Annotated in this window: 16 protein-coding genes; 7 read left to right on the top strand and 9 right to left on the bottom strand. The window is 39.1% G+C overall.

Features of this window, described 5'->3' with window-relative positions:
- Positions 1–104 precede the first annotated feature (104 nt).
- Positions 105–1,697 (bottom strand): long-chain-fatty-acid--CoA ligase, encoded by a 1,593-nt coding sequence (locus tag CEF17_RS02860; protein ID WP_100398203.1) that lies wholly within the window; start codon positions 1,695–1,697, stop codon positions 105–107.
- 225 nt (positions 1,698–1,922) lie between these two features.
- Between CEF17_RS02860 and CEF17_RS02855 the strand changes: the two genes are divergently transcribed.
- From CEF17_RS02855 to CEF17_RS02840, 4 genes are all read left to right on the top strand, one after another.
- On the top strand, positions 1,923–2,351 hold the full coding sequence (locus CEF17_RS02855) for an HIT family protein (protein WP_100398202.1): 429 nt from the start codon (positions 1,923–1,925) through the stop codon (positions 2,349–2,351).
- A gap of 216 nt (positions 2,352–2,567) precedes the next feature.
- Positions 2,568–3,653: a 3-phosphoserine/phosphohydroxythreonine transaminase gene (gene serC / locus CEF17_RS02850; RefSeq protein ID WP_100398201.1), complete on the top strand. Its 1,086-nt coding sequence runs from the start codon at positions 2,568–2,570 to the stop codon at positions 3,651–3,653.
- 141 nt (positions 3,654–3,794) lie between these two features.
- Positions 3,795–4,169 (top strand): YtxH domain-containing protein, encoded by a 375-nt coding sequence (locus tag CEF17_RS02845; RefSeq protein ID WP_157842907.1) that lies wholly within the window; start codon positions 3,795–3,797, stop codon positions 4,167–4,169.
- A 98-nt stretch (positions 4,170–4,267) separates the two neighbouring features.
- Positions 4,268–4,831, top strand: coding sequence for an HTH-type transcriptional regulator Hpr (locus tag CEF17_RS02840; RefSeq protein WP_100398199.1), 564 nt, complete (start codon positions 4,268–4,270; stop codon positions 4,829–4,831).
- 6 nt (positions 4,832–4,837) lie between these two features.
- Here the strand turns inward: CEF17_RS02840 and CEF17_RS02835 are convergent, their stop codons facing one another.
- Positions 4,838–5,194: a DUF1878 family protein gene (locus tag CEF17_RS02835; RefSeq protein WP_100398198.1), complete on the bottom strand. Its 357-nt coding sequence runs from the start codon at positions 5,192–5,194 to the stop codon at positions 4,838–4,840.
- 309 nt (positions 5,195–5,503) lie between these two features.
- Here CEF17_RS02835 and CEF17_RS02830 point away from each other — a divergent pair, with 309 nt between their 5' ends.
- Positions 5,504–6,058, top strand: a complete 555-nt coding sequence (locus CEF17_RS02830; protein WP_100398197.1) for a DUF3267 domain-containing protein — start codon at positions 5,504–5,506, stop codon at positions 6,056–6,058.
- 17 nt (positions 6,059–6,075) lie between these two features.
- Here CEF17_RS02830 and CEF17_RS02825 read toward each other — a convergent pair whose 3' ends face one another.
- On the bottom strand, positions 6,076–6,651 hold the full coding sequence (locus CEF17_RS02825) for a YpmS family protein (protein WP_100398196.1): 576 nt from the start codon (positions 6,649–6,651) through the stop codon (positions 6,076–6,078).
- Between the two features lie 146 nt (positions 6,652–6,797).
- Between CEF17_RS02825 and CEF17_RS02820 the strand changes: the two genes are divergently transcribed.
- A complete protein-coding gene (locus tag CEF17_RS02820) occupies positions 6,798–6,983 on the top strand; it encodes a hypothetical protein (RefSeq protein WP_054635569.1) in 186 nt (61 codons plus the stop codon).
- Between the two features lie 213 nt (positions 6,984–7,196).
- Here CEF17_RS02820 and CEF17_RS02815 read toward each other — a convergent pair whose 3' ends face one another.
- On the bottom strand, positions 7,197–7,280 hold the full coding sequence (locus tag CEF17_RS02815) for a YjcZ family sporulation protein (RefSeq protein WP_035710302.1): 84 nt from the start codon (positions 7,278–7,280) through the stop codon (positions 7,197–7,199).
- 154 nt (positions 7,281–7,434) lie between these two features.
- Between CEF17_RS02815 and CEF17_RS02810 the strand changes: the two genes are divergently transcribed.
- Complete coding sequence (locus tag CEF17_RS02810) at positions 7,435–8,328, top strand: peptidylprolyl isomerase (RefSeq protein ID WP_100398195.1); 894 nt, start codon at positions 7,435–7,437, stop codon at positions 8,326–8,328.
- 47 nt (positions 8,329–8,375) lie between these two features.
- Here CEF17_RS02810 and CEF17_RS02805 read toward each other — a convergent pair whose 3' ends face one another.
- The 5 genes from CEF17_RS02805 to CEF17_RS02785 all read right to left on the bottom strand — a co-directional run bounded on the left by CEF17_RS02805 (position 8,376) and on the right by CEF17_RS02785 (position 15,010).
- The gene (locus CEF17_RS02805; protein WP_054635572.1) at positions 8,376–8,651 is read right to left on the bottom strand and encodes a sporulation YhaL family protein; all 276 of its coding nucleotides are present in this window, start codon (positions 8,649–8,651) and stop codon (positions 8,376–8,378) included.
- An 82-nt stretch (positions 8,652–8,733) separates the two neighbouring features.
- A complete protein-coding gene (locus CEF17_RS02800) occupies positions 8,734–10,080 on the bottom strand; it encodes a sensor histidine kinase (RefSeq protein ID WP_100398194.1) in 1,347 nt (448 codons plus the stop codon).
- Positions 10,077–10,757: a response regulator transcription factor gene (locus tag CEF17_RS02795; protein WP_100398193.1), complete on the bottom strand. Its 681-nt coding sequence runs from the start codon at positions 10,755–10,757 to the stop codon at positions 10,077–10,079. Before CEF17_RS02795 ends, CEF17_RS02800 begins: the two co-directional genes overlap by 4 nt.
- Before the next feature lie 123 nt (positions 10,758–10,880).
- Positions 10,881–13,769 carry an ATP-binding protein gene (locus CEF17_RS02790; protein WP_157842906.1) on the bottom strand — a complete coding sequence of 963 codons (2,889 nt, stop codon included), beginning with the start codon at positions 13,767–13,769 and terminating at the stop codon, positions 10,881–10,883.
- A gap of 5 nt (positions 13,770–13,774) precedes the next feature.
- Positions 13,775–15,010 (bottom strand): metallophosphoesterase family protein, encoded by a 1,236-nt coding sequence (locus CEF17_RS02785; RefSeq protein WP_157842905.1) that lies wholly within the window; start codon positions 15,008–15,010, stop codon positions 13,775–13,777.
- Positions 15,011–15,087: the final 77 nt, after the last annotated feature.

Here is a 15,087-nt window from a genome sequence, read left to right as displayed (position 1 = left end):
AATAGGAGGTTTGAGAGATAATTTTTGTCGATGAAATGACAGAATAGGGCTCACTGTAATATCCTAAAACCAACCTTTTCATCCTGGGGCCGAGCCCTTACCTTTTAATTTACCATCCTGCCGTTTTCTCCCCAGAATTCCTTTCTGATTTGTACTTTTTGTATCTTTCCAGAGGCAGTTTTTGGCAGGGCGTCTGTAAAGGTGATCCCTTTTGGTGCCTTAAAATGAGCCATTTTAGAGCGGACAAACGAAATTAATTCTTCTTCACCAGCTTGGGCTCCTTGTTTACGTACAATCACAGCGTGAGGAACCTCTCCCCATTTCTCATGGGGAACAGCGATAACGGCTGCTTCCAAAACAGCTGGGTGATTATACAGCACCCCTTCCACTTCAATTGAAGAAATGTTTTCTCCTCCGCTGATAATAACATCCTTTCTCCGGTCTACTATTTCTATATAATTATTATCATAGACCACAGCCATATCCCCTGTGTAAAGATACCCGTTTCGAATCGTTTCTGAGGTTGCTTCAGGATTTTTCAAGTATCCTTCCATTACATTATTGGACCGGACGGCGATTTCTCCAATCGTTGTCCCGTTACGAGTAACTTCCTCCCCCTTTTCATCTAATACTTTTACATCAGTGCCTATCATGGAGTACCCTGTTTTTGCTTTTAACAAGTGTTTCTCTTCTTTTGGCAAGTGTTCTAACGTAGAAGGAATATCTGAGATGGTAACTAAAGGGGAGATCTCCGTCATTCCATATACCTGGATAAATTCCCAGCCAAAGTCCTCCTCCACTTTTGTGACAAACGCCGGCGGCGGCGCTGACCCGGCAATGACAACTCTCATATCCTGTCCGAGCACATGCTCTTCAGGGTTCAGACTATGCTCTTCAAGAAGCATATTTAAAACGGTCGGAGCCATATGAGCAATGGTTATCCCGTATCGGTCGACTTTTTTAAAAATTTCCTTCGCGTCGACTTTACGCTGCATAACCTGTGTTGCCCCGTTAGCAGTATAGTAGAAAGGCGATCCCCACCCATTAACATGAAACATAGGAAGCACATGAAGAAGCGTATCTCTGTCAGAGACTCTAAGATGATGCATAACGGTCAGAGCATGCAAGTAATTAGACCGGTGCGTTAATAACACTCCTTTAGGGTTTCCAGTGGTTCCGCTCGTGTAAAGGAGGCTTGCTATATCAGATTCATCAAGTTCCTCCCGGTCAAAGGCTGAGTCTGGAAATTGCGTAAGCCACTGGTCGTAGCTATAATAATTCTCCTGATCTTCGGCTGCTCCATGGGCAATGATTGTTTCAATTGTAGTCAGCTGATCTTTGATCGGTTCTATTAACGGGTAAAGTTCCTTTTCAACAAACAGCACTTTACTTTCACTATGGTTTAAAATAAAAAGATAATCTTCTGGCTTTAATCTTGTATTTAGCGGAGTCATTACCGCGCCAAGCTGAAATACTCCATAAAACCCTTCAAGCATTTCTAACGTATTAGGGGCTAAGTACGCTACCTTGTCCCCTTTTTGAATGTTAAGCGCTTTCAATCCATGAGAAAGCTGATTTACCCTGCTGTTTAACTCTCTGTACGTGGTTTCCCTTTCTTCATCAATTACAGCAACCTTTTCACTATACAGCTTTACGGCCCGGTCTAGAAATTGTGTTAATACGAGAGGGACATACATAACAGTTCCACCTTTCCCTTCATTGCTATTTCAATATTTTTCTGCCTCACAACTATAGTACAACACATTTGTTAAAAGTGTAAGAAAATTTAGAAATACGGTAAAATGCTTTTCTATTGATATATTTTTCTGACCAATTGTTATACAACATGAGTATTCTTGTACAGGCAATACCATTTTTTGCTACACTAAGGCTAGGATGTCTTTTCATAAGGAGGAAATCATATGTCTCACTCACCCGATTGTATATTTTGTAAAATAGTAGGTGGAGAAATACCTTCAGCAACTGTTTATGAAGATGAACACGTAGTAGCATTTATGGATATTGGACAAGTGACTAAGGGACACACCTTGTTAATTCCCAAAGATCACCAGGAAAATATTTTTGAACTTGAAGAGGAAACAGCTGCTCATTTATTTTCAACTGCTCCGAAAATCGCACGTGCATTACAAAAAGAATTCCAGCCTAAAGGGATGAACCTTGTGAATAACAACGGAAAAGCAGCATCTCAGTCTGTGTTCCATTATCATTTACACTTCATTCCTCGATATGACGAAAATGATGGATTCCAACCGACGTGGGAGGACAATAGTTCCGATTACTCCCCGGAAAAGTTACAGGAAATGGCGAAAGCTGTGCAACAAAATATGTAAAAAGTGCACCATAAAGGTGCGCTTTTTTTATCGGTTGGTTATGACTCTTTGGTTTAAAAAAATCACAAATTATTCTTTTCCCGGAGTGTTTGCTTTAAATTTTCTTTTTTTATGTTGTTAGAAGGTTCACAAATTTAAAAGAAAACTGTAACGTATTAAATATGTAAAGCAAAGTAACCCTAATTACCAGAGATAAAAAAGGAGTGGAAAGAGAAAATGAACCGAGCCCATAATTTTAACGCCGGTCCTGCTGCCTTGCCAGCCGAGGTATTAGAAAAAGCGAAAGAGGAACTTCTTAATTTTGAAGAAACAGGCATGTCTGTCATGGAATTAAGTCATCGGAGCAAAGAATATGACAACGTACATAATAAAGCAATATCGCTTCTAAAAGAGCTTCTTAACGTACCTGAAGATTACGAGGTTATTTTATTGCAAGGTGGTGCAAGTCTGCAATTTTCCATGATCCCTATGAACTTTTTAAAGTCAGGAGAGACAGCAAACTATATACTTACCGGTTCATGGTCTGAAAAGGCTTTAAAGGAAGCCAAAATTCTTGGTGAAACGAAAACAGGAGCTTCTTCCAAGGAAACGAATTATGACCGTATCCCGGAACTTTCAGAAATAGACATAGATCCAAAAGACTCTTATGTCCACCTTACTACCAACAACACCATTTTCGGTACACAGTGGCCATCCTTTGAATTTGATTGGGATACACCCGTAATGGCTGATATGTCCAGTGACATATTATGCCGTCCAATTCCATTGGAAAAATTCTCTCTTATTTACGCTGGTGCTCAAAAAAACCTTGGTCCTTCAGGTGTTACAGTGGTTATACTTAAGAAATCCCTTCTTGAGAAAATTCCTGATGACATTCCTACGCTGCTGAAGTATGACACACACACCAAATCTAATTCGTTATATCATACCCCTCCAACCTTTGGTATTTATATGCTGAAAAACGTTCTTGAGTGGATTCAGGAGCATGGAGGATTAGAAGGCATGGAGAAAAGAAATAAAGAAAAAGCAGATATTCTCTACAAAGCTATTGATGAGAGTGATGGCTTCTATAAAGGCCACGCTGATAAAGACAGCCGCTCCTTAATGAACGTGACTTTCAATCTGCCTAATGATGAGCTTAACAAACTGTTTTTAAAACAAGCCAAAGAACGTAACATGATTGGCTTAAACGGCCATCGTTCGGTTGGCGGCTGCCGCGCATCCATATACAATGCTGTTTCACTTGAGTCTTGTAAAGCCCTTAGAGATTTTATGCTTGAGTTTCAGCAACAGCACGGATAATAAAATTAATTGCACAGGACCTCCGTCCTGTGCTTTTTTCTCAAAGGTATCTTTAAATAATAGTTTGAAGGGATACAGAAAAGAGGAAAATAACCATATAAGACTTTTCCGTAAAAATATTTCCAAAAAGGAGCGAGAATTGTGAATACAAAATCAATTGTTTCCGGAATAGCAGCAGGTGTTTTGATAGGAGGAGCCTACGTGCTGTTAACCACTCCCCAATCAGGAAAAGAGCTAAGAGAAAAGGCTAAAAGAAAAGAGGAATGGACAGCGTTTAACGAACAGACGCTCAATAAAAAGGATGAGATAAAAGAAAAGTGGAATGAAATTTCTACAGAAGGAAAAGAAGCACTCTCAAATCTTTCTTCAGAGATGCAAAGAACCTATAACCTTTATGAGGAGGACGTAAAGCCTGAAGTACAGGCAATTCAAAAGGAAGTGCAGGAAATTTCAGACACTATTGCCACTTTAAGTGAAAAAGTAAGGGAAGAAGCTGATGGAAAAGAAAATAAATAATATTATTTTATAAAAAAATCTTAGTTCTCCTTTATTCCTTACTCAATTGTTGTCATAATAGTAAGAAAGTATCTGCCTATAATAAGGGGGGGAAATCTATGGCTAACTATTCTTCTGACTCCATTCAGGAGTCCATTATTTTCAGCCACAAAGTGGCCCAATTAAGTAAAGCATTGTGGAAATCCGTTGAAAAGGATTGGCAGGCGTGGATTAAACCGTTTGACTTAAATATTAATGAACACCATATCCTATGGCTCTCTTACCAGATGAAGGGTGCCTCTATATCTGATATCGCTAAATTTGGTGTCATGCATGTTTCAACTGCTTTTAACTTTTCAAAAAAATTAGAGGAAAGAGGCTATTTAACTTTCTCTAAGCGTGAAAAAGACAAAAGAAATACCTATATAAAATTAACTGACAAAGGTGAAGAGCTTCTGCTAAAAACTTTTGAAAGCTATGACCACAATACCTATAGTGTTTACCAGGGGGCTATGCCAATTAAAGAATTGTATGGAAAATTCCCAGAATTTTCAGAATTATATACCATTGTTCGTTATATATACGGTACTGAATTTATGAATTCTTTAGATGAGTCCCTTCATACATTTGAAGAGGAATTTAAAGAAGAAGAGGGGGCTCTTCGTCCAACTTCTGCAAAGTAGCCGGGTTTAGTCATTCCCCCCTATTCGTCTCTCCCTTATCCGATCCTGAAGGACCGTCACCAAATCTATGTACAACCCCTGCTTTTTCAGTGCCATGATGGTTTCTTCAGGATTTAACTTAGGGTTCAGTTCTCCTATAAATTCATCCAGCAGTTCCCCGTGATAGACCATTCCCTGTTTTCTTTCTTCAGCCAGCTTTCGCTCTAACACCGCGCACAAAGAATACAGTTTACTCATTTCCTTTTCTGTTATCTTTCTTTTTATAATTAGTCGGTAAAAGGGATGCTTTTCCTCAATAAGCTCCATCAAAAGCTTTTGATGAAACTCCAGCCTTTCAATTCTCTCTCTCCATTCTTCATCCATATAACAATTTTTCCTCCTTCCCTTTTCTTTTTTGACTCTGTTAAAGGCTAATATTTTTTAAAAGTTATATGCGTGTAGATAAAGTCGTGAAGACCACGTGAATTCGGATAAAGGGAAACAAGGTACCTTTAGGTGCAAGCGAGCTTATAAAAAACACAAATCAACGACAAATGGAACAAAGCTTTTTTATAAGAAAAGTACAAAATTGTCGAAAATCTATGTTTTTTAATAATTTATGTCTTACCTATTGATTTTTTAAGCAAATCCCTCTAAATTAATCAAAGAGATGGCTGAAGGGAGGAGATTGGGATGAACTGCTGGAAATCAGTAAATACACTCAAAGATTTCGATTCATCACGACTGATGCTCATTTCATTAGGTATAACATTATGTATTTTCATTATAACTTACCTGATTTTTAGTCTCTATTATGGAGATATCAGCTCACAAGGCATCGGTTTCACGCTTACAGTTGCTGCCATAGTCACTTTATATCCAGTTCATACCATGTTGCATTATGTCCCCCTTTGGTTTTCAGGGATCAAGACGGACGTACGGCTTTATAAAGTGAAAAAAAAAGGAAAACAAAAAGTAACAATGAAAGTAGAGTTTAACAAGCCTGTCGCAAAAAACCTCTACATTACAGCTTTACTATTTCCCTCATTTTTGATTACGATAGGGGCTCTTCTTGGAGCATTAACATGGCCTGAGTACATGCATTATTTTCTGTTAATCACCTCAATCAATGCAGGGCTTTCTGTTTATGACTGGGTATATGTAAAACAATTAATAAAAGCACCTAAAAACAGCGTAGTAGAGAGAAATAAAAATGGTGTAGACATTTTAGTAAAGCAGCCATCTTAAGACGGCTGCCTTACCATTTATTCCTGAATTCTTAGAATATCAATTTCAATATTATTTTCCAGTAAATCAATTTCTCTGATCGCTGGTACATATTCATCATTAATCTCTATTTCTGAAAGAGAGATATAGATGGCTCGCTCTTCCGGATAAATTTCTGCCCATTCAGGCAAGTCTGCTTGTGATTTGAGGACTTGTAATGCTTCGGGTCCTGGCAGCTGCAAAATGCCAAGACGGAGACCATCCTCGCGAAGTATAAGATCTCCATTTTCCTGAACTTCTGGAGCAAAGTTCATCTCTAATTCAATAGACCTCCCAAGAAGCTCTATTGAAGATTCAAGGATTAGGCGGTCCTCTGCTGCTTCTACACTGAATTCTTCATCTTCCAGTTCTTCATACAAGAAATAGTTCAGTTGTTCCTTTGTAGTAGTAAGGGTAAAAACAGGTTCTTCTGGCTCTTCCACTGTCGTCTCAGGCAGCTTTTTAGAATCTTCTGTCTCAGGTAAGTAATGGTTGATAGCTGCCACCCCTCCGATTATAACAATTATATTTACACTAAGGAGGAGGAAAAAGGCAATCATCCAAATATTTTTCATTTTTTTGCTCTCCTTTGCCACACACCTGCTTTATAAATTATTTCCTCCGCTTTCTTTGTAGTTTCCTTTTTTGGAAGTGAAAAAACTATCTTTTTCCTTGAACTTTTGGTAAGGTAAAGAAGATATGAGTTATTGGGGGTAACATTATGTTCGTTGTCTTCTTTGTAATTTTTGCTCTTTTTTATTTATTTGTAATCAATTCCATGACTAACGCCCTTTGCACACAAAAAGAAATTTCGGAAGAGCGTCAGCCTAAAGTGTTTCGTACAATTAACGTTCTCATTACCATTTTGTTAACATCAACGTACGTCAGAATGTTAATTGCAGCCTAGACGCATTTCAATCCAGGCTGCTATAGTATGCAATTCAAGCCTGAACCAGGTCGTTTATCAATAAGGGTCTCCCTTGAGGCTTTTCTTCATGTTTCCAGCAGGAAATGGTTCTGTTTCTATCTGCCCATTTCTTATTGGTTCCAGTGAGGAGAAGACATCATAAGGGAGACCTTTTTTTGGTTAAATAAGCTGCTCGAAAGCTAACTCTTTATCTTAATACCATGAAGCTCCAACAATAACTAGTAAGATGAACAGGACTACAATTAACGCAAACCCGCCGTAATATCCTTTAGACATGAGAACACCTCCTCCTGCCTCATTTACGATAGTTTATTCTTTCCCCCTTTGGCATGCGTGGGCTTTTGCCCAAAAACTCTTTTTTCTTCTATAGCGTTTATGGTATAGTATGTTTGTCTATAGAAAGGCACTACTTGAGGAGTGAACAACAATAATGAATAAGCGATTAATCACGTTGTTAAGCATTGGCGGAGCTGTAGCAGCTTTAACTGCTTGTAACAACAATGAACAAGATGCACAAAACGGTGAAACAATTGTTGAAGTCAACGATACTGTTATTACTGAAGAGGAATTTATAAATGAACTAAAGGAAACTTACGGCGAGCAAATGTTAAATGAAATGGTACAAACAACTGTGCTTGAAGATAAAGCTGAAGAAGTTGGAGTGACAGAAGAGCAGGTTCAAGAGGAATTAGACCAGTATAAGGAAAACTTTAATGCAGAAGATGATGATGAGCTGCTCATGCTGTTACAGACACAATATCAGCTTCCTGTTACTTCTATAGAGCAATTTAAGAATGAACTTATCCGACCACAGCTTATTCTAGAAGAGCTTACACGTGAAGATGTGGACCTGTCTGATGAAGCGAAACAAGAATATTTTGAGGAGAATGAAGAAGACCTGGCTGAAGTCAGGGCTCGTCACATTCTCGTTGAAAGTGAAGAAGAAGCAGATGAGCTTTATGAAGAATTACAAGAAGGTGCTGACTTTGAAGAGCTGGCAACAGAACATTCAATTGATCCAGGATCCGGGGCACAAGGCGGAGATTTAGGATTTTTTAGCCGCGGAGAAATGGTAGAAGAGTTTGAAGAAACTGCATTCTCACTTGAAGAAGGCGAAATCAGTGAACCTGTAGAATCAGATTTTGGGTTCCACATTATCGAAGTCATAGAAAAAAGAGAATCTTTTGAGGAGCTTGAAGAGCAAATTGAAGAAGCTCTCATTCAGCAAGAAGCACGCAGTCCAGAAGAAGTAATGGAGGAAATTATGGCTGATGCAGAAATTAATGTGCAAAACCCTGCATACAGCGATTGGATTGAGCAATAAGAAAAAAGCGCGGGACAGGCTGATGGCCAGTTCCGCGCTTTCTACACTCAAGAAAGAGAATTTTCCCTGCTTCTTTTTGCCTTTTCATCTTCCATCCGCCGAATAAAGATTCTACCTTCCTGCTCTATCCACTTTTGTTCTTCCTGCCGTTCTTCTTTCGATGTTTTATACCACATATACCCGCAATATACTGAGCCGACAGCTATTAAAATAACCCACCAGGGCAAGGCTATCCCGCCCATCTCGGCAAGCCGCTGTAAGGTTACCAACACTAAGAATAAGGCCACTGATATAAAAAGCAATCGCTTGGAATGAAGGTTCATGGTCTCCCCCTCCTCTTACATTTAAACTTGTCCTCCTGGTTATTAACTTATGAGCGGGAGCACCATTATATGCCAGGGTTATTTACGATTTAGGAATCGTAATCTTAAAACTTACACCATCTTCTTCATTAAAGACCTCGTGATAGCCGTGATGAAGCTCAGCTATGCGACGGACGATAGCCAGTCCTAATCCGAATTGCCCTTTGTTCCCTTTTCTGAAAGGATCAAATAAATGAGGGATGTCCTCTTCTTCTATCTTTTCACCATTGTTTTTTACAATAATAGCTATATTTGTTCCTTCATCAACGGCCCGAATCCATATGGTATCCTTGGCATACCTCATCGAGTTTTCTACAAGGTTTTCCAAGAGAACTTGAAGATGCTCAGAGTCCCCTTTGAACTTCAGATCGGCTCCCTCAATGACAAAGCTTATATCCTCCCTTTGCATCCGGAATCTCTCTTCTATTCTGAATGCTAATGCGCCAAATACAAGTTCTTCCAAGTTGATTGTTTCTTTTTTTAAGGCATCAAGTTTTGTAAAATAAAGCATGTCCTTTACACGCTTATCCATCCGATCCGCTTCCTCCAAAATAACATCCATTGTCTGCCCGAGATCATCTTTAGGCATGATGCCGTCTTTTACTGACTGGGCATACGTTTTTACCACCATAATGGGTGTCTTTAATTCATGGGAAGCATGCTGGATAAATGTTTTTTGAGAACGGTCGTACCTGATAAGATTTTGGCGCATCCTCTCAAACTGATCTGAAAGCTTTTGAAAATCTTCGTCCCCTTCCCATCGAAATGGCTCTTTCCAATTTCGCTTGGCAATTTGCTCAAATCGATCTCCAAGCACTCTTAAAGGCTGCCTTAAATATCTTTTCAGCCAAATAGCCGGCAGAAGACTGAGGGCACTTGTAATTAACATTAAATAAACTAGTCTTTCCCAAAGACGATTTACCATCAAATCTCTATATGTGTCCCACATATAAGAGATCTGATAGGCCTCTTCTCCATCAGATTCGATACGAGAAATTACATAGAATAAAGTAGCTCCGTGGTACGTTAACTCATACCTTTGCCGGTTTCCCTCCTGGTTTACTGCATTTGAAACGATCTCCTGCAGTACTTCATCAGGTGGAATAGGCTCTCCGCGCAGAGTGCCGAGCTGGTCAAATAAAAATAAATGACCTACTGACCTTTCTGCTTCCCTTCTTTCAATAAAATCAAGCTCTGATTGCGGTGGAGAGAAATAGTCACTGAATGGATTGGCAAACCTGGCCTGCTCCTGTTCTATAATCCTGTACGTTTCATCAGTCAAGGTGCCGCGAATCGAAATTGGATAAATAACCGTAATTGTCAGACCAACCAGAACAATAATTGCAATAAAAGAAAGCCAGATTCTCTGGGTTAAATTTACCTTCATCATGATGATAGAACACGGTATCCATAACCATACAGTGTTTCAAGATGTATGCGATCCATCTTCTTTCTAACTCGGCGCACAACATCATCCACTGCCCGTTCAGACCCGAAGTAATTTTCCCCCCATACCTGTTCAATGATATCCTCTCTGGAAAGAGCTTTCCCAAGCTCTTCTGTAAGCAAAAGAATTAAATCCATTTCCTTTGTTGTTAAATCAATGACTTCATTATTATTAAGTCTGTCTGTTACTGTTCTTGCCTCAGGGTCGATGACGTAATCGTTAAGCTCCCTTTTCTTTACTTCCTGAACCTGAGAGCCATATACGCGAGAGAGAAGCTTTTTCGCACGTATGATTAACTCCTGGGGGAGAAAAGGTTTAGCTAAATAATCATCACTTCCCATTTCCAGCCCCAAAACCCGATCAAGATCCTGGTCCCGGGCTGAAATAAAGATTACTGGGACCTCTCCTTCTTTTTCACGGATCCCTTTTAAAATTTGGTATCCGTCTGTTCCAGGAAGCATAATATCCAGGACCCACAGGTGGGGAGGCTTATCGATCGCGGAAATGGCATCATCCCCATTATCATATACCTCTACTGTCCAGCCCTCTTTTTCCATATATGCTTTTAAAACTTCCGATAAATTCTGTTCATCTTCCACTAAGTAAACGGTATAACTCATAAGCCTCTATTCCTTTCACCTTAACGTTATTTGGCCTTACAAGGCTTTACCTTCGATCTCTTCCCACACATCGTATCAATCTTTTTATGAAAGTGCCATCTCTTTGTAGTAGATACCAAATTTTTAAACACTTTCTCCGTATTCCTCAGATAAGTGATTAACTCTAGCCGGACTTATCTCTTCTTTACTATGAGAATGACATGAAAAGTAAATAATCTGCCGGGTTTGTGACAATTGGCTTAACAGGGAAAAAGCTCGTTTTCTTCGCTGGTCATCAAAATTCACAAAAGGATCATCCATAATCAGCGGAAAGGAAAGGGCAGGATCATGAATTTCGGCCAGTGCTAAGCGTAAAGCCAGATATAACTGTTCAGCCGTTCCCCTGCTTAATTCCTCAGGGGAAAACCTTAGACCTCGTTTATTTTCTGCCACAAACCGCTGTTCCCCCAAAGGGGCAAACAAATTTACGTATTCCCCTTCTGTAAGAACAGCAAAGTATCTGGCTGCCTTTTTCATCACTTGCGGCTGTCGTTCTTTTTCATGGACAGCTTTTGCCTTATTAATCATTACTAAAGCCGTTTTGTAAACTGCCCATTCTTTTGCCAGTTCATTTACAGTTATTGTATCTTCTTTATACCGTTGGAGTTGCTCTTCATAGGTTCCTCCCTTCTCTATAGAGGTCAGCCTTTGTTTCTTCTCTGCTTTTTTTTCTTGAATTTCCTTTTCTCTGGCTTGATAATATTTTATTTTTTGTTCCTTCTCACCAAGCAATACAGAGGAGGGCTTTTCCATTGCTCTTATTTCAGCCTTTAGTGCTTCAATAGTCTCTCCTTCATCCCTGTACGGTTTCATTTGACCCAAAATGAGTTCATATCTTTCAGCCAAGCGGTCATGCTCACGCTTTTTTGTCATTGCGTTATAATACTCTTCAACTGTGTTTACATGAAAAGAAGAGAGGATTGAATTGATAGAATCCTTTATTTGATACATGCTTTCTTTTTTCTTTTTCATTTCTTTTTGCAGATTCAACCATTCTTTTTCTTTATCGCTTTTTTCTGTTGCTTTTTCTTTTTCCAGGTCGAGAGTTTTTTCCATTTGGTAAATCAACATTCGAGTCTCCTTGACAGATGAAATCGCAAACGTATCAGCCAGCTGTAAAACCTCTTTTTCATACTGATTGAGGCTTTTTTCTAAATGCCCGATATCTTCTTTTTTTTGAGCCAGGGAACGACTCTTGTTTTGCATTTCTTTTATCCGGTAAAACACTTTCTCAGCTAACCTGGTATTCAGGTAATCTGGGAAACCATACTCTTCTTTCCAATAAACAAACTCGGTTTCTTTTTGGAGGCGAGTGCGGGAAAATTCTTCTTTCTTTTTATGAAGCTCCTGTAAAGTCTTTTCTTCTTTTTCTTTCTTCCATTGCAATTGCTCCAACTGTCTTTTTAAAAAATCATCATCCTCTATTCTTCTTCTTGCATCCATGCTGTTGTCATCCTTTAAAGAGCCTTGAGTTGCGTTTTTATTTGCTCCTTGTGTCCTTACCAGCCATAAGTAACCTCCTAACGCCAAGGCAAAGAATAACACCCCGAGAAAGGGAGAAGCTGTAAAGACCTGCCAGCTTCCTAGGAATACGAAGCTTATAATAAATAACGATACTGCAAAGATAGAAGAAGAGGTATCCTTGTCTTCTCGTTTATCATGAACCTTTTCTTGTACATTTGCTCTTTCCTCATAAGAGAGCAGCCACCTCTTCGCTTCTGTTGCTTCTTCTTCTGCCAATCTGACTTTCTCTTCCTGAAGGGAAAGTTGTTCTTGAAAAAAGCGTTCACGATCAAGTGCCTGCCTTACGGCTTCTGTAATGGTTACCAGTTCCTGCTCTGCTGCAACTGAGGTATTTGGATAAAAAACGCCTTCAGGTCTTTCGCTTTTCCAGCCCGTATCTCTTGCCAGCGATAAAATTTCTTCTTTTTCTTTTTCCGCTTCTTTTTTTATCCCGGCGATTTCTTCTTTTTCTCGTTCGTGAACTCCAAGGCGGTCTTTTAGAGCATAAAAATGTAATTCGTTTTTCAATACTGTTTCATTTATCTTAATAGAAGAGATATCCTCTTCAAGCTCTGTCATTTTATATGTTTCTGTTTCAATCCTTTCAGAAAGCTCCTTTTCTGCTCTCTGTAAACGCTCTAATTCTTTTTCAGCACTCACTGAAAACATACTGTACACTTGTAATTCTTGTCCTCTTTTTTCAAGGTGGTCCATTTCTTCTACCAATGTTTCTAAGGCAAGAAGACGTTTTGTTCTCTCTATTTCCTTAGCTGTTTTTTCTTTTTTCTTTTGTATCAGCTGAACTTCTTCTTGTAACGATTTATGTTCCTCCTGAAGTTTATCATATTCAGAAAAGTAAGCTTCCCATTGGAGTAAAGCCTTCTTTTTCTCTTGTAAATCATTGACACCCTTATTAAGAGAAGGATTTTGGCCTCTGGGCTTAAACAGTTCATCAAGCTTCTGTTTATATTCCTTTTCAATATAAGACACCTGTCTGGTTCCAGTCATTCCTGCTTCATATAGGTAATTGCTCAATGTCTTACCGCTTGCCTGCTGTATATGATAAAGGCCCTCAAGGCCAAAGCTGTAAATGGCTTTATATAAAGAACGGTCCATTTGATGCAAAAAGACATTCAGCCATTCTTCCCCTTCGGTTGTACCGTCCTCCAAGAAAACACTTACATCTCCTGTTGCTTTTTTTCCTTTTACACGCTGTATTTTCACCTTATTACCATCTTTTGAGATAAGAGTAATAATACCTCCATATGCAGAAGAAGATCGCGGTTCTAAGCGCTGCTCTTTCTCCTTTTTTGTAGGAAATCCGAATAATACAGCTTGAATGAATGCCATTATCGTAGACTTTCCAGCTTCATTTTTCCCATAAATCACTTGAAAATGATCATCAGAAAAAGATAGAGAAAAATCCTGAAACTGCCCGAAGCCAAATATATAAATTTCCTTTATTCTCATCAGCATTACTCCTTCATCCAAGCATCACCAAGCAATTTTTCTGCTTTTTCAATGATTTCCCTGCTTTCATCTTTATCAGGCTTCGTAATAAACTTTCTTGCCTTGGGGTGGGAAAAGAGCTCCTCCCATTCTTCCCATATAGATTCAGCGTCATTTTTGAGGACTTCTCCAGCTTTAAAAACGTCACCTAGAAAATGACCTTCCCTCGCCAATGCTGCTTTGTCCCATTCGAGGTTTGTCTCGTTTTCTACACCAATGACTTGTAGAAACGGTTTATCAGTCTCTCCAAGAGTATTTATAACATCTTTCATTTCCTCTACAACTTGTTCTTCTGATAAATGTGATGAGATAGCTCCCGTGCCTGTTAAACAAAGTGATACAAGGTAAACTTTCACTTCTTCTAAAACATTCATCTTCATTTTTGTCCAAAATTTATTGATTATCTCATCCACGCTTTTGCAGTCAGTCACAGATAGCGTTACATTAACAAATTGTACAGGAGCGGAGGAACAAAAGGTTACCTCTGGATCTTGGGATTCTTTAAGTTCTACAAATAAATACCCTTTTTGTCCTGTTTCTTTCTTGTTTCTTCCTTGAATATTGCCCGGGTAATGAATGGAGGGATGAAGAGACTGCCTGGTGTGAATATGTCCTAACGCCCAGTAATCCATTCCTTTCTCTGATAATTCTTTTACAGTAAAAGGTGCGTAAGGAGCATGACTATCCAGCGACCTTTCCTGTCCATGTAGAATGCCAATATGAAAGCAGGGTTCGTCCTCCTTCTTATACGAAGCCGCCAGGTTTTCTGTCACAGCCTTTTTGGGATAACTGCAACCGTACAAATTAGCAACAGGAAGTTTATCTTTCTCCAATGTCATAACTGTACTTGCTGAAGGAAAAACATAGACATTGTCAGGCCAGGTGACAGGAGCAAAACGGCTGTCCAAAGGATCATGGTTCCCAAAAACGATGTACACCTTTATGTCAGCCTCCTTTAGCTTTAAAAACTCCTCTCTTAGCCAAAGCTGTCCCTTGACACTTCTGTTTTCATCATCAAATAAATCGCCTGCTAAAATGACAAAATCAACTTTCCTGTCAATTGCATCACGAACCATCCTCGTTATTGACTGATGAATGCACTCCCTAATAATATCTTTTATATAATCGCTTCCATGAATTTGGGCAGAAATAGGACTGCCTATATGTAAATCTGCAGCATGAATAAATTTCAATTCTTTCATAAGTTGATACACCTGCTTTTTATATCCTTTTTTCTCCATTATATCAAAAAGGGAGCATTTGTTCTTACATATAATAG

The organism is Bacillus sp. FJAT-44742 (genome assembly GCF_002797315.1).
GTDB classification, from domain to species: domain Bacteria; phylum Bacillota; class Bacilli; order Bacillales; family Marinococcaceae; genus Thalassorhabdus; species Thalassorhabdus alkalitolerans.
The sequence above is the reverse complement of the archived record's forward strand: the minus strand, read 5'-3'. Positions and strand labels throughout refer to the sequence as shown.